This is a genomic window from Streptomyces cinnamoneus (genome assembly GCF_014650495.1).
In the GTDB taxonomy this organism is placed as follows: Bacteria; Actinomycetota; Actinomycetes; order Streptomycetales; family Streptomycetaceae; genus Streptomyces; species Streptomyces cinnamoneus.
Map to the genome: position 1 here is coordinate 91,752 of NZ_BMVB01000006.1, position 21,685 is coordinate 113,436.

General features: G+C 73.9%; 19 protein-coding genes. 8 read left to right on the forward strand and 11 right to left on the reverse strand.

Going from position 1 to position 21,685, the window contains the following annotated elements; translation table 11 throughout:
- The first annotated feature begins 28 nt into the window (after positions 1-28).
- The 3 genes from IE182_RS32020 (at position 29) to IE182_RS10990 (ending at position 3,968) form a co-directional block, all read left to right on the forward strand.
- On the forward strand, positions 29-1,582 hold the full coding sequence (locus tag IE182_RS32020) for a serine/threonine-protein kinase (RefSeq protein WP_229844732.1): 1,554 nt from the start codon (positions 29-31) through the stop codon (positions 1,580-1,582).
- Positions 1,583-1,643: 61 nt separating this feature from the next.
- Complete coding sequence (locus tag IE182_RS10985) at positions 1,644-2,987, forward strand: DUF6777 domain-containing protein (protein ID WP_190109534.1); 1,344 nt, start codon at positions 1,644-1,646, stop codon at positions 2,985-2,987.
- 126 nt (positions 2,988-3,113) lie between these two features.
- Positions 3,114-3,968, forward strand: a complete 855-nt coding sequence (locus IE182_RS10990) for a class I SAM-dependent methyltransferase (protein WP_190109535.1) — start codon at positions 3,114-3,116, stop codon at positions 3,966-3,968.
- Between the two features lie 24 nt (positions 3,969-3,992).
- On the opposite strand, the gene IE182_RS10995 is transcribed toward IE182_RS10990, so the two are convergent.
- From IE182_RS10995 to IE182_RS11015, 5 genes are all read right to left on the reverse strand, one after another.
- Complete coding sequence (locus IE182_RS10995; protein ID WP_190109536.1) at positions 3,993-5,108, reverse strand: ferritin-like domain-containing protein; 1,116 nt, start codon at positions 5,106-5,108, stop codon at positions 3,993-3,995.
- On the reverse strand, positions 5,105-7,036 hold the full coding sequence (locus IE182_RS11000) for a GMC family oxidoreductase (protein WP_190109537.1): 1,932 nt from the start codon (positions 7,034-7,036) through the stop codon (positions 5,105-5,107). The genes IE182_RS10995 and IE182_RS11000 overlap by 4 nt, the downstream gene beginning before the upstream one ends.
- Complete coding sequence (locus IE182_RS11005; protein ID WP_190109538.1) at positions 7,033-7,539, reverse strand: hypothetical protein; 507 nt, start codon at positions 7,537-7,539, stop codon at positions 7,033-7,035. The genes IE182_RS11000 and IE182_RS11005 overlap by 4 nt, the downstream gene beginning before the upstream one ends.
- 129 nt (positions 7,540-7,668) lie before the next feature.
- Positions 7,669-8,610: a serine/threonine dehydratase gene (locus IE182_RS11010; protein WP_190109539.1), complete on the reverse strand. Its 942-nt coding sequence runs from the start codon at positions 8,608-8,610 to the stop codon at positions 7,669-7,671.
- Positions 8,611-9,054: 444 nt separating this feature from the next.
- Positions 9,055-9,645: a TetR/AcrR family transcriptional regulator gene (locus tag IE182_RS11015; protein ID WP_190109540.1), complete on the reverse strand. Its 591-nt coding sequence runs from the start codon at positions 9,643-9,645 to the stop codon at positions 9,055-9,057.
- A gap of 99 nt (positions 9,646-9,744) precedes the next feature.
- Here IE182_RS11015 and IE182_RS11020 point away from each other — a divergent pair, with 99 nt between their 5' ends.
- Positions 9,745-10,191, forward strand: a complete 447-nt coding sequence (locus tag IE182_RS11020; protein ID WP_190109541.1) for a nuclear transport factor 2 family protein — start codon at positions 9,745-9,747, stop codon at positions 10,189-10,191.
- On the opposite strand, the gene IE182_RS11025 is transcribed toward IE182_RS11020, so the two are convergent.
- Both IE182_RS11025 and IE182_RS11030 read right to left on the reverse strand, forming a co-directional pair.
- A complete protein-coding gene (locus IE182_RS11025; protein WP_190109542.1) occupies positions 10,133-10,699 on the reverse strand; it encodes a cupin domain-containing protein in 567 nt (188 codons plus the stop codon). The genes IE182_RS11020 and IE182_RS11025 overlap by 59 nt on opposite strands.
- Before the next feature lie 49 nt (positions 10,700-10,748).
- Positions 10,749-11,966 (reverse strand): cytochrome P450, encoded by a 1,218-nt coding sequence (locus IE182_RS11030; protein ID WP_190109543.1) that lies wholly within the window; start codon positions 11,964-11,966, stop codon positions 10,749-10,751.
- Between the two features lie 193 nt (positions 11,967-12,159).
- On the opposite strand from IE182_RS11030, the gene IE182_RS11035 reads away from it, so the two are divergent.
- Positions 12,160-13,182, forward strand: a complete 1,023-nt coding sequence (locus IE182_RS11035; protein ID WP_229844733.1) for a DUF6528 family protein — start codon at positions 12,160-12,162, stop codon at positions 13,180-13,182.
- A gap of 3 nt (positions 13,183-13,185) precedes the next feature.
- On the opposite strand, the gene IE182_RS11040 is transcribed toward IE182_RS11035, so the two are convergent.
- Entirely contained in the window at positions 13,186-14,379 is a 1,194-nt protein-coding gene (locus IE182_RS11040) for a hypothetical protein (protein WP_190109544.1), read from the reverse strand.
- Between the two features lie 223 nt (positions 14,380-14,602).
- On the opposite strand from IE182_RS11040, the gene IE182_RS11045 reads away from it, so the two are divergent.
- Complete coding sequence (locus IE182_RS11045) at positions 14,603-15,745, forward strand: CapA family protein (protein ID WP_190109545.1); 1,143 nt, start codon at positions 14,603-14,605, stop codon at positions 15,743-15,745.
- Between the two features lie 70 nt (positions 15,746-15,815).
- On the opposite strand, the gene IE182_RS11050 is transcribed toward IE182_RS11045, so the two are convergent.
- On the reverse strand, positions 15,816-16,211 hold the full coding sequence (locus IE182_RS11050) for an SH3 domain-containing protein (RefSeq protein ID WP_190109546.1): 396 nt from the start codon (positions 16,209-16,211) through the stop codon (positions 15,816-15,818).
- A gap of 71 nt (positions 16,212-16,282) precedes the next feature.
- Positions 16,283-17,344, reverse strand: a complete 1,062-nt coding sequence (gene ligD / locus IE182_RS11055) for a non-homologous end-joining DNA ligase (protein WP_190109547.1) — start codon at positions 17,342-17,344, stop codon at positions 16,283-16,285.
- Between the two features lie 80 nt (positions 17,345-17,424).
- On the opposite strand from ligD, the gene IE182_RS11060 reads away from it, so the two are divergent.
- Entirely contained in the window at positions 17,425-18,489 is a 1,065-nt protein-coding gene (locus IE182_RS11060) for an ATP-dependent DNA ligase (RefSeq protein WP_190109548.1), read from the forward strand.
- A gap of 129 nt (positions 18,490-18,618) precedes the next feature.
- Entirely contained in the window at positions 18,619-19,653 is a 1,035-nt protein-coding gene (locus IE182_RS11065; protein WP_190109549.1) for a glycoside hydrolase family 6 protein, read from the forward strand.
- A 37-nt stretch (positions 19,654-19,690) separates the two neighbouring features.
- On the opposite strand, the gene glxA is transcribed toward IE182_RS11065, so the two are convergent.
- Positions 19,691-21,664, reverse strand: a complete 1,974-nt coding sequence (gene glxA, locus IE182_RS11070) for a radical copper oxidase GlxA (RefSeq protein WP_190109550.1) — start codon at positions 21,662-21,664, stop codon at positions 19,691-19,693.
- Positions 21,665-21,685: the final 21 nt, after the last annotated feature.

A 21,685-nucleotide genomic window follows, 5' to 3' on the forward strand; every position in this document is an offset into this window, starting at 1 on the left:
CCGTCCGCAGGGGGAGGGGGCGTACGGCATGGACGGCATGGACACGGCACCGCACAGGCCGCTGCTGGCCGGGCGGTACAGGCTGCTGGAACAGCTCGGCCAGGGAGGCATGGGCGTCGTCTGGCTCGCCCTGGACGAGGTCCTCGACCGGGAGGTCGCGGCCAAGGAAGTCCGGGCACCGGAGCACATGAACGACGAGGACGTCCGGGTCCTGTACGCCCGCCTCAAGCAGGAGGCCCGGGCGGCCGCGCGCGTCACGCACCCCAACGTCATCACCGTGCACGACGTGATCGAACAACAAGGCCGCCCCTGGATCGTGATGGAGCTGGTGCGGGGCCAGTCACTGGACAAGGTGCTCCGGCAGGAAGGCGTGCTGCAGGTCAAGGAAGCGGCCAGGATCGGCGGCATGGTGCTGCAGGCACTGCGCGCCGCGCACGCCGTCGGAGTGCTGCACCGCGACGTCAAACCCGCCAACGTCCTGATACAGGACGGCGGCCGCGTCGTCCTCACCGACTTCGGCATCGCCGTCATCGAGGGGGCGGGCACCCTCACCCGCACCGGCGACCTGGTCGGCTCGGCCGAATACCTCGCGCCCGAACGGGCCATGGGCCGCCGCCCGGGCATCCCCTCGGACCTGTGGTCGCTGGGCACCCTGCTCTACGTGGCCGTCGAAGGGGTCTCACCCTTCCGGCGCGGCGACGCACTCAGCACCCTGCGAGCCGTCGTCGACGACGATCCCGCCCCGGCCCGGCGCGCCGGTCTCCTGACCCCGCTGCTGGAAGGGCTGCTGCGCAAGGACCCCGAAGCACGCATGGGTTCGGCCGAGGCCGAGCAGCTGCTGGAGGCGATCGCGAGCGGCCGGCTCACGGAAGAGCCCACCGGCTACGTCCGCACCACCGTCGACGAGCAGCTGCGGAACCCGGGCCCGGCAACCGCACCGGCACCCGCACCCGCACCCGCACCCGCACCCGCACCCGCACCCGCACCCGTGACGGTGCCGGACACGCCGACGCCCCAGTCGAGCCCGCCGACCCCCGTGTCGTCGCCCTCGCCCTTCTCCTCGTCCACGCCGCCCCCGTCACCGTCCCCCTCCCTCTCCACGTCCCTGCTCGCCCCTCCCCCGCCGGGCCCCGGCCCCGCGGCGGATCCGCTGCCGGCCGGCGTGCCGGTGGGCCTGCAGCAAGGCGGCCTGTCGACGCCCATCGTCGGGCCGGGCGCGGGGACGCCGTCACCGGTGGGATACCCGCTGCGCCCGGTGCCGGGGCCCGGCCCGGACCCGGGTCCGGGCCCGCGGCGGGCGGCATGGGTCGTGGCGGCCGTGGTGGCGCTGCTCCTGCTCGTGGGAGGGGTGGCCGTCCTGGTCGCGCTGCGCAGCGCCGAGGGGTCCGGGTCACCGGGCGGCGGCTCCACGGAGACGGCGAACCCCCAGCAGACGGGCGACGCCACGGCCCCCGGGACCAGCGGCCCCACCGCCGGTCCGACGGGCGACGCGAGCGCTCCCGCACCGCCCCCGCCCGACCCGGCGGAGAAGAGCCCGAGCCCGAGCTCCACCTGCAACGGGGGCTGGGTCTACTCGTGCTAGCAAGCACCAACGAACGGAAACGTCGGAACGGATGAGAACCGGCTATCGGGGGGTGTGCGCTGTGAAGCGCGAACGGATGCGTGTCGTCTCGCTGCTGGCCGTCTCCGCCCTGCTCGGGGGGACGGCGGTGTCGGGCTGCTCCAAGGGAACGTCCAAGGTGGCCATGAAGATCGCCCTGGAGGCCGCGGGAGTGATCGCTCCCGGTGCCTTCATACCGGCGCCCGACGCCGACATCAAGGGCGTCAAGGCCGTCCCGGTGAGCGGGAGCAAGGGCGCCGACGGCACCGGGCCGCTGGGCGGCATCCGGGGCCGGACGCGCTGCGACAAGGCCAAGCTGGTCGCCGAGCTCACCCGCGACCGGGTCAAGGGGACGGCGTGGGCGAAGGTCCGCAAGATCCCCTTCGAGAAGATCGCGGAGTTCGTCCAGGGCCTGAGCGAGGGCTTCGTGCTCCAGGACACCCTGGTCCGGAACCACAACTACAAGGGCGACGGCAAGACCGAGTCCTACCTGTCCGTCGTCCAGGCGGGCACCGCGCTGCTCTTCGACGACTTCCGCAACCCCGCCGTCAAGTGCAACTGCGGCAATCCCCTGCTGCAGCCGGAGAAGAACATCGACCGGCAGGCGTCCACCTACACCGGTGAGCACTGGGAGGCGTTCCAGAACTCGCAGGTCACGGTCGTCGCTCCGCAGCCCCTGGAGGAGGGTCCGCTCAAGGCCCTCCCGCTCGTCGACCCCTTCCAGCCCGGCACGGGCTTCGACCGCCCGATGGGCGGCGACGGTTCGAACGACAGCCCGACCCGTCCCGTGCCGACCCTGCCGCCCCCGGTGCCGACCCGGTCCGGCTCGCCAGGAGCCTCGGACACGCCGTCGCCGTCCGGGACGCGGTCCCGGGCCCCGTCCGGCTCCGCTCCCCCGCCGCCCCCGTCCACGGGGGGCAGCGCCACGTCCCGGCCATCGACCGGCGTGCCGTCCACCCCGTCCCGCACCGCCCCGCCGCCGAAGACGGGCACGCCCTCCGTCACGCACAAGCCCCAGCCCACGCCGACCCGTCCGGCACCGACGACGAAGCAGCCACCCGGCCCGTCGACCCCCGTGGCCCCGCCCCGCACGGCCTCGGCACCGGCCCCCGCCCACACGACGGCAGCCGCCACCCGCCCCCCGAAGACGGCGCCCCCGCCGGTCGAACACAGCCTGGCCCCACCCCCGAAGACCGCCGCGCCGCCCGTGGAACGCACCGTCGCCCCGCCCCCGAAGACGGCGGCCCCGCCGGTCGAACGCACCCTGGCCCCACCCAGGACGGCCGCCCCGCCGGTGGAACGCACCCTCGCCCCACCGCCCAGGACCGCCGCCCCGCCGGCCGCAACGGCGGCGCCGCCCGCACCCGGTCAAACTGCCGGGTCGTAACCGCTGCCGTCTGGTGGCACGATGCCAGGACGGGGCGTCGGCCCCTGTCCTGGCGGGCATCCGCGTTACTCGCCGGAACCCCAGTCGTTCTTGTCCGTGAATGTCTCAGGGTGGAGGGCGGGGGCGGTGACCCGATCTACGGATGCTTACTACCGGCAGCACGTCATGCCGTACTACCGGGCGTTCGGATCACGCTTCGGGTACACGGCGCTGCTCGGCCGGACACGCCACTTCGGCTGGTACGAACCCGGTGATTCCCCCTGGCGGTTCACGGCCGCCATGCGGCGCATGGAGGTCGTTGCGGCCACCAAACTGGCCCTGCCGTCCGCGTCCTCGGTGCTCGACGCCGGTTGCGGGGTCGGTGACACGGCACGCACGGTCGCACGGGTGAGCGGGGCGTACGTCACCGGGATCGACGGGATCGAGCCGGACGTCGCCCTCGCGCGGCAGCGGTCGGCCCGGGCAGGCGAGCCGGGCAGGCGGACGCGTTTCCTCCGGGCCAACTACCACGCGCTCCCGTTCGCCGCCGCCAGCTTCGACGGCGTCTACACCATGGAGTCGTTCGTCCACTCGCCCGACCCCCCGCAAGGACTGGCCGAGTTCTTCCGTGTCCTGCGTCCCGGCGGGAAGCTGGTGATGTTCGAGTATTCGAGCACTCCGCAGGCCGAGCTCGCGCCGCGGGCGCGGGGCGCACTGCTCCGCGTCTGTGAGCTCTCGGGCATGCCGGGGATGCTCACGATGACCCACGGGGAGCTGGAACGGCTCCTTCGGCAAACCGGATTCGTCGTCGAACCGACGTATGACGCCACGGAGAAGACCCTGCCCATGCTGCGGTCCTTCTCGGCACTGGGCAGGCTCCCCTACACGCTCGCGTGCGGCGTGGGCCGTGGCGACAGCCTGGTCAACGCGATGTCGGCGGTGGAGATGTACCGGCACCAGGACACCTGGCGGTACACCATCTGTCGCGCCACGAAGCCGTGAGCCCCACCGCCGCCCCGCCGGCCGCTACGGCGTCGGCATTGCCACCCTCGCCCGGTCGAAGTGCCGCGTCGTGACCTCGTACGTCGGGCTGGCGTACAGGCCCTGGGCCCGCCTGGCGGGGTCCGGGTGCGGGTTGCGGTAGAGCTGCTCCGCCAGGTCGCGCAGCTCCAGCATGGCGGGGATCGCGCCCTGCAACGCCGCCGGTTCACCGGTGAAAGCCCTCTCCAGCAGGCACAACAGCAGCGCGTACGCCTCGTTGAACCGGTCGGCGGCGAGGCGCACGCCACTGCCGGGCGGATAGTGCGCGGCCTTCGCGGCCGGGTCGATGGGGTAGGCGTCGCCCCAGCGGACGTCGACGGCCGGGCCGGTCGGCCCGGTCGCCGGGGTGTCGAGCGGGCCGTAGCTGCGCTGCCGCCGGATCTCGTCGAAGCGGAAGTAGTGCGCGGGCTCGCGGGCCTCGCCGAACAGCGTGTCGTCGGAGTCGAAGACCGTGCCGCTGACGCCCTCCCCCTCCTCGGTGATCACGCGCAGCGCCAGGAGCGCGGAGTCGAGGTCCGTGACGGTGAGGACCTCGCCGCCCGAGTTGTAGAAGTCCCGCGGCCCCACCTGCAGGGCGGGGTCGCCGCAGAACAGCTCGCGCTCACCCAGTTCGTCCGCGAGGCGCACCAGGCCCTCGCGGATGGTGTTGTAGAACTGCCCGATCGACGTCCAGCCGTCGTCGTCGGCCACGGAGGGGTGGCCGGGCGGCTCGGCCACGTAGTCGGGGCGCTCGATGTACAGGAACGTCTCCAGCGCCTCCACGCTGAAGTGGCGCAGGGCGATGGGGACCTTCTCCTTGCTGAAGGGCAGCAGGGCCGGGTAGCCGGTGACGAACCGGGGGTCCGCCACGCAGGGCGTGCCGCCGACGGCGTTGAGGAGGTTGGCCACGAGCGTCATGTGCAGCATCTCTTCCAGCACCACGCCCCGGATGGCGTAGAAGGCGTGCCGGTTGGTGCCGGGCCGCAGCGTGTACATGGCCGTCAGGTAGGGCGGGATGGTGAGGTGTTCGAGGGCGAGGGCGGCCTGCAGGAAGAGGTGCAGGTCGGCGCGGTCGCGCGGCACCCGGAACGGCGGCTCCCGGCGCACGGTGGGCTCGGTCATGACTGTCCTTCCTGCTGCGGGATCGCAACGGCCACCTGGAGAGCGGGGGCGGACCGGAGGGTGCGGGGCCGGTGCAGCTCCGTCAGGTCGCGGTGGATCTGCTCACAGCTGCGCAGGGTCATGGCGGCCATCGTGAGCGAGGGGTTGGCGGTGCCCATCGAGGGCATGCTGCCGCAGCCCACGGCGTAGAGGGTGGGGTGGTCCCAGGTGCGCTGCCACTGGTCGACCACGGAGGTGGCGGGGTCGTCGCCCATGACGTGCGTCCCCGCGCCGTGGCCCGCGCCCTGGAAGACGAAGTCGCGGCCCTCGAAGCGGAACCAGCCGGCCGAGAAGGGGCCGGGGGCGTAGCTGGTGTGGTCCTCGGCGCCGATCAGCCCGAAGATCTGGTCGGAGACGTCCTTGGCGGCGGCGATGCCCCGCTTGACCCGGTCCGAGAGGTCGTAGGTGATGACGGGCCGGAGGTTGCCGAGCCGGTCGCGGTGGGCGGGGTCGAGGGTGACGCGGTTGCGGCTCTCGGCGTCCTGCTCCATGGCGAACTGCAGGGTGAACTGGCGGCCGACGTGCCGGCCCAGTTCCTCGCGCAGCCGCGGCCCGAACAGGCCCTTGCCGCGCGGCTGCGCCGAGCCGCCCCCCATGCCCAGCAGCCGGGCGACGTCGCTGCCGGGGGATCCGGCCGACCAGGTCCAGCCCCAGTTGGCGATCTCGATGCGGAAGGGGGCGCGGTCCCGGCGGGCGGGCCCGGTGCGGAAGTTCTCCATGCCGGAGGTGGAGCCGGGGCCGCGGAAGGGGCCCACCGGGTGGTCGAGCAGGCCCCAGGTGAGCAGCGTGGGGTGGTCCATGAGGTTGCGGCCCACCTGGTCGCTGCTGTTGGCGAGGCCCGAGGCGAGCAGCAGCCGGGCGTTCTCGATGGAGTGGGCGGCGAGGACGACGATGTCCGCCTCGGCGGTGCGGGTGGTGTGCACGGGGGCGGCCGGGTCGTCGTACTGCTGGTACTCGACGCCGTAGACGTGGCCGTTGCCGTTGGCCAGGACCCGGCTGACCACGGCGTGCGTGACGAGCGTGACGCGGTGGCTCCAGGTGGTCTGGGTCTTGAGGGGGTTGTACTTCGCCTGGACGGGACAGATGGGCACGCAGGAGGAGTTGCCGACGCAGCGTTCGCCGTAGTTGGGCAGGCCGGCCGCACCGTCGGGGCGGTGGCCCCGGCCCGCGTCGTACTGCTCGTTGGGGGTGCTGTTGCGGGCGGCCGGGGTGGTGACCACGCGCAGGACGGTCTCCTCCGCGCCGGGCGCCTCCCGGACCGGCTTCCCGTCGAGACGGGCGGCCAGCACCCGGTCGAGGTAGGTGGGGGGAACGGGGTGCATCGGGTAGACGTAGCCGGTCGGGTAGGGCGTGCCGGCGGCCTCGGCCTGCTCGGCGGCGTCGCCGGCCGCGCCCATCATGCGCTCGGCGGTGCGGTAGTGGCTCTCCAGGTCGGCGTAGCCGATGGGCCAGTCGCGGCCGTAGCCGTAGGCGCTGCGGACCGTGAAGTCCTCGGGCTGCATGCGCGGTACGAGGCCCATCCAGTGCAGGGCGCTGCCGCCGGTGGCGCGCAGGTAGTCGCTGCTGTAGGGCAGGGCGCCGTTCTGGACGAAGTAGCCGTTCGACCGGAAGCCGCCCTCGGGCAGGCCCTGGACGTCGATGACGTCCGGGGAGGGGGCGGCGGCGTTGGGCCGGTAGGGCGCGTTGGGCACCTTGGCGAGGGCCGCGTAGTAGGTGTTCATCGCGTCGAGGGTGCCCGGCCAGGTGTCCAGGGTGCGGGTGCCGGCTTCCAGGACGAGGACGCGCCAGCCCTGGTCGCCCAGTTGCTTGGCGACCAGGGAGCCGGCGAGTCCGGCGCCGGCGACGATCACGTCGTAGCGGTCCGTCGCGGGTCGCGGTGCGGTGCTCATGCGGCGTCCTCCGTCTGCCGGAGGGCCCCGGGGGCCGGGGCGCCGGCCGGCGGTTCGGACCAGCTGCCGTGGCCGGGGGCCTTGGCGCCCGGCGGGTGGGCGTCGAACGTCCGCCAGGCCAGGCCCTCGGTGTAGGACTCGGGCGAGACGACGAACGCGACGTTGGCCCGTTCCCGGCCGAGGGCCGCGTGGACGGAGCGGGACAGCTGCGGCCAGACGCCGAGGTACCACAGGTGGGTGATGGCGCGGGCGATGTCGCGCGAGGTCTCGTCGACGAGGCCGTCGGGGTCGCCCCCGGCGGCGTTCAGGTCGTCGATGAAGCGGCTCACGGCTTGTGTGCCCACTTGTTCGACGGTGGTGTCGTGGTAGAGCCGGACCATGCCGGTGCCGCGCAGCTCGAACTCGTCGAAACCGGTGAGGCGTACGGAGATGTCGACGAACCCCGGGTACTCCGGCGGTACTTCGGTGTGCTCGGGCGGCGGTGCTGACTGCGCGGGATCCATCGGGGCTCCCCCATTCATGAGACTGCCGCATTTCTACCGGAGAGTCCGCAATGGGAGAAGCGCTTTATGAACACCCGTCACCTGCAAGGATAGTTCAGTGGGGAACCGATGTTCCCCACAGGTGTTCGCCTAGCGTTGCACGAGGTCACTGGGGTCGGTGTTGGCGCCGCAGACGACCACGGCGACGGTCTCGCCCGCGGCGGGGACGTAGGCGCCGCGCCCCTCGGGGACGAGGGCGGCGAGCGCGGTGGCGCCGGCGTGCTCGACGGCCAGCCGGCGGTCGTCCCAGAGCAGGTGGCGGGCGCGGACGATCGCGTCGTCGGGGACGAGTACGGACCTCACGCCGTCGTCCTGCGCGGCGGCCAGGGCCGTCCGCGACACCTGCCGGGCCCCGAGCGCGTCGGCCGCGACGGAGTCGACGTCCACGTCGACCACGCGCCCGGCCTGCAACGCGGCGTTGAGGGCACGGCAGTTCGCGGGCTCGACCGCGACGGTCCGCACGCCGTGGTGGCGGGCGGCCGTGGCCACCCCGGCGAAGAGCCCGCCGCCGCCGACCGCGACGACGACCGTGTCCAGGCCGGGGACGCGCTCGCGGATCTCGTCGAGGAGGGTGCCGGCCCCGGCCGCGATCAGCGGGTGGTCGTAGGCGTGGCTGGCCAGCGCGCCGGTGGAGGCGGCGAACTCCTCGCAGGCGGCCAGGGCCTGGGCGTACTCGGTGCCGACCAGGCGCACGTCGGCGCCGTAGCCGCGGAGCTTGGCGACCTTGACGTGGGGGGCGTTCTCGGGGAGGAAGACGGTGGCGCGGACGCCCTCCTGACGTGCGGCCCAGGCACAGGCGAGCCCGGCGTTGCCGCCGGAGGCGATGGTCACCCCGGCGTCCGGCAGGGTGCCGGCCTCGCGGTGGGCGGCGAGGAAGTTGTGGGCGCCGCGGGCCTTGAAGGAGCCGGTGTGCTGCATCTGTTCCAGCGCGAGCCATACGCCGTTGCCGGCGGGGGTGACGGTGACGGGTCGGATGTGCCCGGCGACGCGGTCGGCGGCACGCTTGACGTCGTCGTAGGTGAGAGGGGGCACGGCAGAACTCCTTCTGGAGGGGCGGCTGACGGAGGGGCGGCCGGGTGCAAGATCGTTTACGGGTGACCCCTACCCCAGCCGGAGCACGTTCAGCCCACGGGAGCGTTTTCCACCAGCGGGGGCGGGCCGGCCCGCCGGGGCAGGGTCGGCCCGCGGCACGGGCCCTGCCCACCGGCGTAGGTCCAGCCTGCCAGGGCAGGATCAGCCGCCGGTACGGGTCCAGCCCGCCGGGGCAGGATCAGCCTGCGGCACGGGCCCTGCCCACCGGCGTAGGTCCAGCCTGCCAGGGCAGGTTCAGCCGCCGGCACGGGTCCAGCCCGCCGGGGCAGGGACAGTCCGCCGGGGCAGGATCAGCCGCCGGCACGGGTCCAGCCCGCCAGGGCAGGATCAGCCGCCGGTACGGGTCCAGCCCGCCGGGGGCAAGTTCAGCCCGCCGGGGCGGGTTCAGCCCGCCGTGCGGCCCGGGGTCGTCACGGCGTCCAGCAGCACCCGTGCCGCCTCGCGCGCATGCCGTGCGGGTTCGGCGCTGCCGGAGAGGGCGGCCGTCGTGATCGCCCCCTCCGCGAGCAGGACCAGCGGGTCGGTCAGGGTCGCGGGGGCGCCCGCGGCGTCGACGAGGTCCGCCACGTACCGCCGGAAGGCGTCCTTGTGCGCGCGGGCCAGCCCGGCCACCACCGGCGACGTCCCGCCCAGCTCCCCGAAGGAGTTGACGAACGCGCACCCCCGGAAGTCCGGTTCCGCGAACCACTGCCCGAGCCGGTCGTAGACCGCCAGCACCCGGCCGGGGCCGGCCGGCACGGCCTCCACGTGGCGCGCCAGCGCCCCGCGCCAGTGTTCGTCCCGGCGCCGCAGGTACGCCTCCACGAGCGCGTCCTTGGACGGGAAGAGCTGGTAGAGGCGCTTGAGGGACACCCCGGAGGCGCCACGGATCGCATCCATGCCCACCGCCTGCAGACCGCGGGCGTAGAACAGCTCCCCGGCCGCGTCGAGGACCCGGTCCTCGACGCTCTCCCCTGCTGCCGGTGACGGCGTCATGCCACTCCTCCTTGCGCGAGAACCATCGTTCTCCTACGCTACCGCACAGCACGGAGAACGATCGTTCTCCGCGGATCCGCACCGGACCAGGGGAGAGTCATGCCCGACAGCAAGCCGCCGTTCCCGCCGTTCACCGCCGACACCGCCCTGCAGAAGGTGCGGGCTGCTGAGGACGCCTGGAACAGCCGGGACCCCGAGCGCGTCGCCCTCGGCTACACCGAGGACTCCCAGTGGCGCAACCGCGACGTGTTCCTGACCGGCCGCGCCGAGATCGTGGCGTTCCTCCGCGAGAAGTGGGTGCGCGAGCTCGACTACCGGCTGCGCAAGGAGCTGTGGGCGTGGAGCGGGAACCGCATCGCCGTGCGCTTCGTGTACGAGTGGCACGACGCGGCCGGCCGGTGGTTCCGCAGCCACGGCAACGAGAACTGGGAGTTCGCCGCGAACGGGCTGATGAGCCGGCGCTACGCCAGCATCAACGACGTGCCCATCAGCGAGCGGGAGCGGTGTGTCCGTCCGTGGCGGGAGGAGTCATCCGCAGTGGCGTGAGCTGCTCGATGTCGTAGCGCTCGCGCAGCTTGGCCACGGCCTCCCCGTCCACCTGCGGACCGGAGTTGAGGATGTCGAAGAGCTCCTCGAAGTAACGCTCGTGGTCCGGCGGCGGCGACGCCTGGAAGAACATCCGGGCGGGGTCCCCCGTCGGGTTGGCGAAGGCGTGCGGGCAGCCCGCCGGCACGACGATCACCGTGCCGGCCTTCGCCCGGACGCACCGCTGACCCGAGGGGGACTCCCACTCCCGCCAGCTGTCGCGGGTGCGGATGCGCGGCTCGAAGGCGAGCACGTCGAGTTCGCCCTCCAGCACGTAGAAGAGCTCCTCGCTGCGGGTGTGCAGGTGGGCGCCGACGTCGAAGCCGGGCGGTACGACCACTTCGAAGCTGGAGGCGGCCCGCGAGTGCTCCCCGGTCACCTTGAAGGTCACCTGCTGGGCCGGGGTGACGAGGGTCCGCCCCCCGCCGGGGGGCACGACCAGGCCGTCGGGTGCGCTGAGCAACGTCATGGGCGGGGCCTTTCGGGGTGGCCGGACGGCCGGGCGGCCGTGGCGGCGGTCACCAGGTGACGGGCAGGTTCTCCGGGCCCCGGATCAACGCGCTGCGCTGCCAGCGGATCTTCTCCACCGGATCCGCCAGGCGCAGGTCCGGGAAGCGTTCCAGGAGGGTGGAGAGGATGACCTCGGACTCCAGCCGGGCCAGCATCGACCCCAGGCAGAAGTGCGGGCCGTGCCCGAAGGACAGGTGCGGGTTGTGCGTGCGGTCGAAGTCCAGCTCGTCCGGGCGCTCGAAGACGGCCGGGTCCCGGTTGGCCGTGAGGTAGGAGGAGTGCACGACCTCCCCGGCCCGGATCAGCACCCCGCCGACCTCGACGTCCTCGGTGGCGATGCGGGCCAGCCCGACGGCGTTGCGGTGCGGGATGTAGCGCAGCAACTCCTCGATCGCCTGGGGAAGCAGCTCGGGTTCGGTGCGCAGCCGCGCCAGCTGGCGGGGGTGGGTGAGCAGCGCGTAGACCATGTTGGCGCTGTTGTTGCGCACGGCGTGGGCGGCGCTGGCCTGGATGAGCAGCGCGATGGCGACGGCCTCCTCCAGGCTGAGCTCGCCGCGGACGGTGGCCTCGGCGAGGTGGCCGATGAGGTCGTCGCCGGGGGCGGGGCGCCGCTGCTCCAGCAGCTCGGTGAAGTAGGCCGCCATGCCCGTCTTGGCGCGCTCGCTCTCCTCCCGGCCGTAGCCGGCCGACAGGAGGATGTTGGTCCACTCCGCCATGCGCGGCCGCTCGTGCTCCGGGACGCCCATCACATCGCTGATCACGGCGAGCGGCAGCGGACCGTGCAGGTGCTCCATCAGGTCCGCGGGCGGCCCCTCCTGCTCCATCTCGTCGAGGAGCTGGTCGGCCGCACGCTGCGCCGCGGGGCGCAGCCGTTCGAGGCTGCGGGTGGTGAAGGCGCGGGCCACGGCCTTGCGCAGCCTGGTGTGCTCGGGCGGGTCGGCGAAGCCCACCGCCTCGTCGAGCGGAATGAAGTGCGGGGCCAGCCGGGTGATCGGGCGACCGAGGACCGCCTGCCGGCTGAAGCGGGGGTCGGAGGTGACGAACTTGACGTCGTCGTACCGGGTCACGAACCAGGCGTGGCCCTCCCCGTTGGGCAGCTTGACCCGCGAGACCGGCTCGTCGCGCAGCTGCGCGGCCATGAAGGGGTCGAAGTCCAGGCCCCGCAGGTCCTTCACGTCCCAGAAACGTACGGGGAACTGCTCTGATACGGATTCCGTCGTCGTCATCGGCTGCACACCCACCCTGCCTTTGAGCGCTTCTGTCCCACAGCCAAGCTCCCCCCAAAAGCGCCCCGGCAGCGTGCCGCGCCGGGGATTTCACTCGTCCGGCGCAGCGCGTGGGCGTGTGCGCCGCTCGTTCGCCTGACGCGCGGGCGTGGCGGCGCAGGTGGTGCGCGCCGGGCGCCCGAGGCTGTGCCGCGTGCGTGGACTACGGCGGGGCAGGGCCCGCGAGGGTGCGGTGCTGCGGCGGGTGCTGGCCGCCCTGCTCGCGGCGGCGGTGGTACCGGCGGTCACCGGCGTCACGGACGCCCGGGGCCAGGAAGCGGAGCGGGCCCCGGCGTCGCCCATCGTGGCGGCCGACCAGGCGACGCGCGCCGTGTACGTGCTCGACGCGGCCCAGGCGCAGTGGGACGCCGAGGGCGACGACCCGGGGGTGCTCTGGTCCTGGAGCGCGGACGGCCGGGAGGGCCTGGCGGACCTGCGGACCGACGCGTCGTGGACGAACCCGAGCGAGGTGAAGTCCCGGGAACTGGGCGGCCGGCGCTATCTGCTGGTCACGGCCTCCGGCGGGCTGGCCGCCGTGGTGGGCTACCCGGACCGGTCGGTGTACTGGGCGGCCGACACCGGCCCGGGCAACGCCCACAGCATCGAGCTGCTGCCCGACGGCAACGTGGCCGTGGCCGCCAGCACGGGCGGGTACGTACGCCTGTACACCGCGTCGACGGGCCCGCGGGCCACCGGGCACGTGCAGGTCCCGCTGACCGGGGCCCACGGGGTGCACTGGGATCCCCGGACGCAGCTGCTGTGGGCCCTGGGCAACCGGCAGCTCATCGCGATGGAGGTGGGCGGGGAGCCGGAGGACCCGGAGCTCACGGTGGTGCGGCAGGTGACGCTGCCCAGCCGCGGCGGCCACGACCTGGCGCCCGTCCTCGGCAGCCGGGGACGACTGTGGGTGGCCACCGCCTCGGCGGTGTACCAGTACGCGACGTCGGAGCGGGAGTTCGTGTCGTACCCGCTGCAGGCGCGGATCAGCGGCCCGGGCGTCAAGAGCGTCGGCGACGACCCGAGGACCGGCCAGGTGCTGGTTGCCCGGCCCGAGCCGGGCAACCCCTGCACCTGGTGCACCGCCACGCTGTACCTGTACCGGCCCGACGGGACGCGGACGCTGCTGCGCGGCGGGGTGTACAAGGCCCGCTGGTGGAGCACCGACCGGGGCCGCTGACGGCTACCGGGTGACCGCGGGCGGCGCCTCCTGCAGGCGGGCCCGTACGTCGGCGGCCGCCCCGACGCTGTCGGGGACCTGGTCCCACAGCGCGAGCAGGGCGGGCGCCAGCCGGGATGCCCGGTCGCCGCTGTGCTGCCAGCAGTAGTGGGCCCGCTTGAGGGCGGCGAGCGCCTCGGTGTCGTCCGGGCCGCCCCGGGCCAGGTGCTCGGAGGCGGCCGACATCCACAGCTCGGCGGCGCGCGGGTGGTCGCCGGCCAGCCGGGCGAGGTCGGCGCGGACCTCGATCCACAGTCCGGCCTGCGGGCTGTGCGGGCCGTACCGGCGCAGCGCCTGCTGCTCCCAGGCGGCCGCCATGGCGGCGGCCTCGTTGTGCCGGCCGGCCTGGGCGGCAGCGAGGATGCGCGGCAGCGGGTCCTCCTCCTCGGGCGCGGGGGCCGGGACCGCAACGGGCACGGGCGCAGGCGCGGCGGGGGCGGCCGCCGGAGCCGGGGGCGCGGCGGCGGGGGCCGGGGCGGCGCGGTTGGCGAGGACGGGACCGGCGGTGCCGTGGCGGAGGTCCAGGAAGCCCTCGGGGAGCCCGGCCTGAGCCAGCGCCGGCTGGTGGAGGAGGGCGGGGTCGAGGGTGGGGCCGGCCGCGGGGTGCCCGACGGACAAGGCGGTCAGGAAGGAGCGGGTGTAGGGCCCGGCCTCCTGGGCGGGCCGGTCCGGGGTGGGGGTGACCACCCCGCAGAGCGGCAGGCCGCCGGCGAGGCGCCCGTCGCGGGCCGCGGCGCTCACGTGCGGCCAGGCGTGGTCGTCGGCGACGGCGTCGACGAGCAGCAGGGTGGGGCCGGCGTGCTCGCGCAGCGCCCGCAGGAGCCACTCCCAGGGCAGGCCGGTGTAGCGGACGGTGGCGGCGGTGCTCTCGCGCAGGGCCAGGTGCAGCTCGGTGCTGCGCCGGGCGGGGACCATCAGGTGCCCGGTGACCCACACCAGCAGCGGTCCGGGCACCCGGACGGCGTCCTGGAGGTAGGCCAGCACGCTCTGCGGGCCCGCCATGGCCGGGAGCTGCACCACGTCGGCCGAGGCGGCGGCGAGGAATCCCCGCGGGCTCGCGCCCGCGATGGCGTGCGCGGTCGGGTTCGGCAGGGCACCGCGCCGCCCGTCGGGGGTGCCGTCCAGCAAGAGAACACAGCCATGGGTCGGGTGGTCCAACGCGTTCTTCCTTCCGGCCGTTACGTGAGCCCGTGACGCAACTCTAGGCGCCGGTCCGGGCCCCCAGGCGGGCTTTCTCCACCACTTCCGGCCCTCGTCTCCGCGAAATCCGACATCAGCCCACATATAAGTCATATGAGAAGTGTGTTTTTCAGTGTTTTCGGCGGAGAAGAAGCGGAGTGGTGGCGTGCGGACACACCGGGGAAGGGCCGTACTGGCGGTCATGGGGCTCATATCGGGGGTCGCCGCGGGCTGCTCCCCGCCCGACGGCGCGCTGCGGGCGGCCGGGCCCCCGCGCGCGCCGGCCCCGGCCCGGAGCGGGTTCACGCTCGTGGCCACCGGGGACGTGCTCCCCCACGACTCGGTGATCCGGCAGGCGCGGGAGGACGGCGAGCGCTCCGGGGCGGGCCACGACTTCCGCCCGATGCTCGCGGGCGTCCGGCACGTCGTCTCCGGCGCCGACGTGGCGATCTGTCACATGGAGACGGTGTACGGGGAGGAGAAGGGGCCGTTCAGCGGCTGGCCCGCGTTCGTCTCGCCCCCGCACGTGGCCCGGGCGCTGAAGGAGACCGGGTACGACTCCTGCTCGACGGCCTCCAACCACACGCTGGACGCGGGGGAGGACGGCGTGCGGCGCACCCTGGACGCCATGGACGCGGTGGGCCTCCGGCACGCCGGGTCGGCCCGGTCCGCCGCCGAGGGCGCCCGGGTGAACCTGCTGCAGGCGGGCCCGGCCCGCGTCGCCCAGCTGTCCTACACCTACGCCACCAACGGCATACCCGTGCCGCAGGGCCGCCCCTGGACGGTCAACCTCATCGACAAGGACCGCATCCTCGCCGACGTCCGTGCCGCCCGGAAGGCGGGGGCGGACGTCGTGGCGGTCAGCCTGCACTGGGGCACCGAGTGGCAGCAGGAGCCCGACGAACAGCAGCTGACGCTGGCGCGGCAGCTGACGGCGGCCACCACCGGCGGCCGCCCGGACGTCGACCTGATCCTGGGCACGCACAACCACGTGCCGCAGGCGTACGAGAAGGTCAACGGCACCTGGGTGGTCTACGGGATGGGCGACCAGCTGGCGGGCGAGATGTTCAACCCCGAGGGCGCCCGGGACGACCGGGGCAACCAGAGCTCCATCGCCCGCTTCACCTTCGCCCCGCCCGCGCGCCGCGGGGAGCGCTGGCGGGTGGTCAGGGCGGAGTTCCTGCCCCAGCTCACCGATCTGCGGGACCACTACCGGGTGCTCGACCTCGGCCGGGCGATCGCCGGGCAACCGGGCCGGGCGGAGCTGGCCGACGCCAGGGAGCGGATCCGCCGGGCCGTCCTCTCCCGTGGGGCCGGCGAGGACGGCCTGACCATGGCCGACTAGCCGGACCGCCGGCAGCCGGGCGGTCCGGCCCCGTCAGGGCCGCCCGGTGCCGGGTCCCGGACCGCGCCGCTCAGCCCATGGCCGCGCGGGTCTGCGGGTCGTCCAGCGCCTTGTGGCTGACGGTCCTGCAGAACGAGACCTCCCCGGTGTTCTCGATGTACTTCGCCGCGACCCAGGTCGTGCGGTCCCGCAGCATGTACCAGATCGGGTTGCCCCCCACCTCCTGCGCGCGGACCTTGCAGCGCAGCGCGGCCTGGCCGTGGAACTTGAGCATGCCTCTCGCGGAGGAGTCGGTGCTCGGGAACGCCCGCTCGACGATGCCCGTGGACGCGACGACCGTGCCGTAGGGCCGGCCCGGCGGGGCCGCCTGGACGGGGGCGGCGGCGAGCAGGGATCCGCCGAGGGCGGCGGCCGCGATCACACCGGCCGAGAACTTCCTGCTGCGGATCGCGAAGGTACTGAACATGGGAACTCCCTCGATGCGAAGTGGATCACGCATTGCCCAAGTTCCACATGAAATGTCGACCTAAACACAAATCAAGATGACGGCCCGGATGGCGGATCGGCGTCCGGGGCCCGGCCGTCCCGCCCGTCGGCCTTGCGGGCCCGGCTCGGCTGCACGCGTTTGGGCTCGCCCTTCATCTTCGGGTGCTCGGGCGGGTAGGGCAGGTCCCCCAGCCCGTGCTCGCGCTCGTCGCGGTCGGCCAGGTCGAGCGCGGCCTGCAGTCCGCAGGGTTCGGCGTCCATCCCGGCGTGCACGTCGCCGACGTCGGCGAAGCGGGCGGGCATCGTGGCCAGGTCGAAGTCCTCCGGCACGGCGTCGGCCACCTCGTCCCAGCGCAGCGGCGCGGAGACCGGGGCGTGCGGCCGCGGGCGCACGGAGTAGGCACTGGCGATGGTGCGGTCACGGGCGGTCTGGTTGTAGTCGACAAAGATCTTTTTCCCGCGTTCCTCCTTCCACCAGGCGGTGGTGATGCGCTGCGGCGCCCGCCGCTCCAGCTCCCGGGCCACGGCGATGGCGGCGCGCCGCACCTGCACGAACGTCCACTGGGGGGTGATGGGCACGAAGACGTGCAGACCGCGCCCGCCGGAGGTCTTGGGCCAGCCGGTCAGGCCCAGCCCCGCCAGGACGTCCCGCAGTTCGAGCGCGGCGCGGACCGCGTCGGCGTACTCGGTGCCGGGCTGCGGGTCGAGGTCGATGCGCAGCTCGTCGGGGTGGTCGGTGTCGGCGCGCCGCACCGGCCAGGGGTGGAAGGTCAGGCACCCCAGGTTCGCCGCCCAGAGCACGGCCGCGGTCTCGGTGGGGCAGATCTCGTCGGCGTACCGGCCGCTGGGGAAGGCGATGCGTCCGGTGGGGATCCACTCGGGGAGGTTCTTGGGCGCCCGCTTCTGGAAGAACGACTCCCCCGTCACACCGTCGGGGTAGCGCTCCAGGGTGGTGGGCCGGTCCCTGAGGGCGCGCAGGATGCCGTCGCCGACGCTCAGGTAGTAGGTGGCGAGGTCGTACTTGGTGAATCCGCGCTCCGGGAAGTAGACCTTGTCCGGGTGGGACAGCCGGACCGTCCGCTCGCCGACGGTGAGCTCCAGGGAGTCTGCCATGCGTGTCACGCTAGGCCGAACGGGAGGGGCGCGCCTGTCGGGCGGGGCCGGGGTGCACTCCCGCGCGCACAATCCAGGGCATGGACCTTCCGGTGATGCCCCCCGTGGCGCCCATGCTGGCCAAGCCGGCGGCGAGGATCCCGCCCGGCATGCAGTACGAGGCCAAGTGGGACGGCTTCCGGGCCGTCGTCTTCCGCGACGGTGACGAGATCGAGCTCGGCAGCCGCACCGGCAAGCCGCTCACCCGCTACTTCCCCGAGCTCGTGGACGCCCTGCTGCACCAGCTGCCGCAGCGCTGCGTCCTGGACGGCGAGATCGTGATCGCCCGTGGGGGCCGCCTGGACTTCGACGCGCTGCTGGAGCGCATCCACCCGGCCGACTCACGGGTCCGCCATCTGGCGGGGACGACCCCGGCGAGCCTCATCGCCTTCGACCTGCTCGCGCTGGGCGGCGCGTCCTTGATGGACACGGCCCAGCGCGAGCGCCGCGAGGCGCTGACGGACGCTCTGCGCGGCGTCCACGACCCGGTCTTCACCGCCCCCGTCACCTACGACCTCGACGTGGCCGGGGGCTGGTTCGAGCAGTTCGAGGGGGCGGGTCTGGACGGGGTGATCGCCAAGCCGCCGGAGCTGCCCTACCGGCCGGGCGAGCGGGTCATGGTCAAGGTCAAGCACGAGCGGACCGCCGACTGCGTCGTGGCGGGCCTGCGGCTGCACAAGAGCGGCCCGGTGGTCGGCTCGCTGCTGCTGGGCCTGTACGACGCGGCCGGGCGGCTGCAGCACGTGGGCGTCTGCGCGTCGTTCCCCATGCGCCGCCGCCAGGAGCTGATGAGCGAGCTGGAGCCGCTGCGGATGCCGTCGGCGGCCGGGCACCCGTGGGAGGAGTGGGCCAGCGCCGAGGCCCAGGCGGCCGGCCGGCTGCCCGGCGGCCCCAGCCGCTGGACGGGGAAGAAGGACCTGTCCTGGATCGCCCTGCGCCCGGAGCGGGTCGTCGAGGTCGCCTACGACCACATGCAGGGCGACCGCTTCCGCCACACGGCGCAGTTCCGCCGCTGGCGCCCGGACCGCGCCCCGGAGCAGTGCACGTACGCGCAGCTGGAGGAGCCGGTCGGCTACGACCTGGCCCAGGTCCTCGGCACTGCCTGACGCAGCGTCGGCGCACCCCCTCCCCTCGGAGCAACCCGGTCCCCGTACGGCCCAGCAAATCAGGAACTGACGGGACGCCGGCTCCGAGTCTGGGGAGAACTCCTGAACCCAGTGGGAGAGGTGGTGCTCATGGCAAGGATTCCGACGGCCCGCCCGGCCGGTGGCGCACGGCACCGGGCCGCCGTACTGGCCTGCGCGGGTGCCGTGTGCCTGCCGTTGTGCGCGGGCGCCGCGGTGGCGTCCGGCTTCACCGACGGCCCCGGCTCCCCCTTCTGGGCCGAGCCCGTGAACCGGCCCGCGAAGCAGGCGCGCATCTGGCAGGAGCGGGGCCGGGACGAGGACGCGGAGGCGGTGCAGCGCATCGCGGAGCAGCCCACGGCCGTCTGGATGACCGGCGAGGACCCCCGGGAACAGGTCGAGCGGGTCACCGAGGCGGCCGAACGCGCCGGCCGCATCCCGCTCCTGGTCGCCTACAACATCCCGCACCGCGACTGCGGCCAGTACTCCTCCGGCGGCGCGCGCGACGCCGGCGCCTACCGCGCCTGGGTGGCCCGCGCCGCGGCCGGCATCGGCGAGCGCCGGGCCTGGGTGGTCCTCGAACCCGATGCGGTCGCGCAGTGGGCGGCGGGCTGCCTGCCGCAGGAGGCGAGGGCCGGGCGCCTGGGACTCCTGGCCGAGGCGGTACGGGCGTTCAAGGCGCAGCGCGGCACGTCGGTGTACATCGACGCCGGCAACGCGGGCTGGATCTCCGACCAGCAGTTGCTGGCCGACGCGCTGAAGAAGGCGGGGATCGCGGACGCGGACGGCTTCGCGCTCAACGTCTCCAACTTCCACACCACGCCCGTCACCCGGACCTACGGCCTCCAGTTGTCGGACCGGCTGGGCGGGGCCCACTTCATCATCGACACCAGCCGCAACGGCAAGGGGCCACTGCCTCCGACGCTGCCCTCCGAGGGCGGGAACGAGGCGTGGTGCAACCCGCCCGGCCGGGCCCTGGGCACGCCGCCCACCACCGCCACCGGCGACCCGCGGATCGACGCGTTCGTCTGGATCAAGCGGCCCGGGGAGTCGGACGGCTCCTGCCGCGGCGCTCCGCAGGCCGGGCGCTGGTGGAACGAGTACGCCCTGGGCCTGGCCACGGCGTCGTCCGCCCCGGCACGGTGACCGGGGGGACGCTCCCGCCCCCCCGGCCGTCCCTCGCTCAGTGGACGTGCACCCAGGCCGCCCGCGAGGGCGTCCCCGCCCGGTCCACGAGGAAGACCATGTACCAGCCCGCCGGCACCAGCGAGGGGTCGCCCGGCACCGTCACGTTCACCGCCCCTGCCGGGCCGCCGCTCACGGTCAGTGCGATGGAGCGCTGCTCCACGTCCGTCGCGTGCGTGACCGCGCTCGGCCGCATCAGCCGGGCCCTCGCCACCTCGCGCCGGTCCGTCCCCGGCAGCGTCAGCGTCGCGCCGCGCTCGGCGTCGAGCGGCCCGGTCCGCAGCGCCGGCCGGTGGTCCCGGTAGAGGTACGGCGGCGTGTAGACCTCGATGCGCTTCTCGAAGGCCCCCATGCGCGTGCCCGCGGCGTCCGCGAAGAGCGGGTTCGACCCGAAGACCGCGATCCGCCCGTCCGGCAGCAGCAGCGCCTCGGCGTGGTAGTCGCGCCCGACCGTGGGTTCGGCGGCCGTGCGGAAGGCGCGCTCCGCGGGGTCGTAGAACTGGGCGCGCAGGATGTCGGAGCCGCGCTTGCCGCGGTAGTCGCCGGAGCCGCCGGTGGTGAAGACGCGGTCGTCGGGGGTGAGGACGGCGTTGAGGTAGCGGGTGGGCCGGGGCAGGTCGGGGCCGGGGGCGTAGCGGGGGGCCGCATCGCCGAGGTCGGCGATGGCGGTGCGCTTGCTGGAGCGGTGGGACTCCCCCACCCCGCCACCGCCGAGGATCATGACCTTGTGCTGCTGGGCGGGAGGCAGCAGGACGGAGGCGGAGGTCTCCGTCATGTCCCGGTCCGCAAGGCCCGGTACGGGCTCGAAGGAGTTGGTGTCGACGTTCCACAGGCCGGGGGTGCGGCCCCGGTCGGCGGGGCCGTAGCCGGCGTTGGAGCCGGAGTAGAAGAGGCGGCCGCCGGCGGTGAGGAAGAGGGCGGGGTAGGTGGGGAAGTAGCGGTCGGGCCCGGCCGACCAGGTGCGGGTCCTGGGGTCGTAGATCTCGTTCTTGCCCGGGATGATCTCGCCCATGTCGTCGAGCCCGGAGACGGCCAGCACCCGTCCGTCCCTCAGGGTCACCAGGGTGGGGTACCACCGGGCCTCGTCCATCGGGTCGACCCGCACGTAGCGCTCGGCGATGGGGTCGAACTCGTAGGCGTCCCTGAGCCCTTGGAAGTCCTTCTTGTCCAGGCCCAGCTTGGCCGCGAGCCCGTAGAGGTCCTGGGCGTCCTTGCCGGTCAGGCCCTGGATGCGGTACTGGTCGGCGGTGTGGGTGATGCCGCCCTCCCCGCCGGCGACCGCCTCCACGTAGACCCGGGCCTGAGCGGCGGTGACCGTGACCTTCTTGCCGGCCCCCTTGCCCTTGCCCTTGCCGCCCTTGCCCTTGGGCTTGTCCTTCCCGGTGACGGTCTTCGTCGCGCGCGGGACGAGCACGGGCAGCTGGGAGCGGTAGCGCTTGCCGGTGGAGCCCACGAAGACGGTGCCGGCCGGGAAGGTCCGGGGGGCGTCGGGGTTCTCGTTCTTGACGAGCATCGCGCCGCCGGCCCGCCGGACGTCGCCGGTCAGCTTCTCGTAGCGCGCGGTGCCGCCGGCCACCAGGAGCCTGCCGTCGGGGAGCTGGGCGTGGCCGGAGCAGAACATGTCCTTGGGGGTGGGGACCTGCTGGAAGGTGTTGCGCACGGGGTCCCACAGGACGCTCTGGAACGTGCCGGCGCGGAAGTTCTTCTCGTCGTTGCCCGACCCGGCGATGAGCAGCACCTTGCCGGTGCGCAGCAGGGCGGCGTGGATGGCGTTGATGCGGAACCGGTCGGGGACGTCCACGACGTCCCAGTGGCCGTAGCGCGCCTTGTACGCCTCCTGGTTGACGGAGTAGTCGTGCCAGGCCCGTTCGGCGAACTCGGTGGCGGCCGGCCCGTTCGCGGCGACCAGCGCCAGGACGGCGCCGATGCCCAGCAGCACCCTGCGTTCCTTCGCGTTGGGCAGGATCCTCACCCGTCCACATCCCCTCGTCGG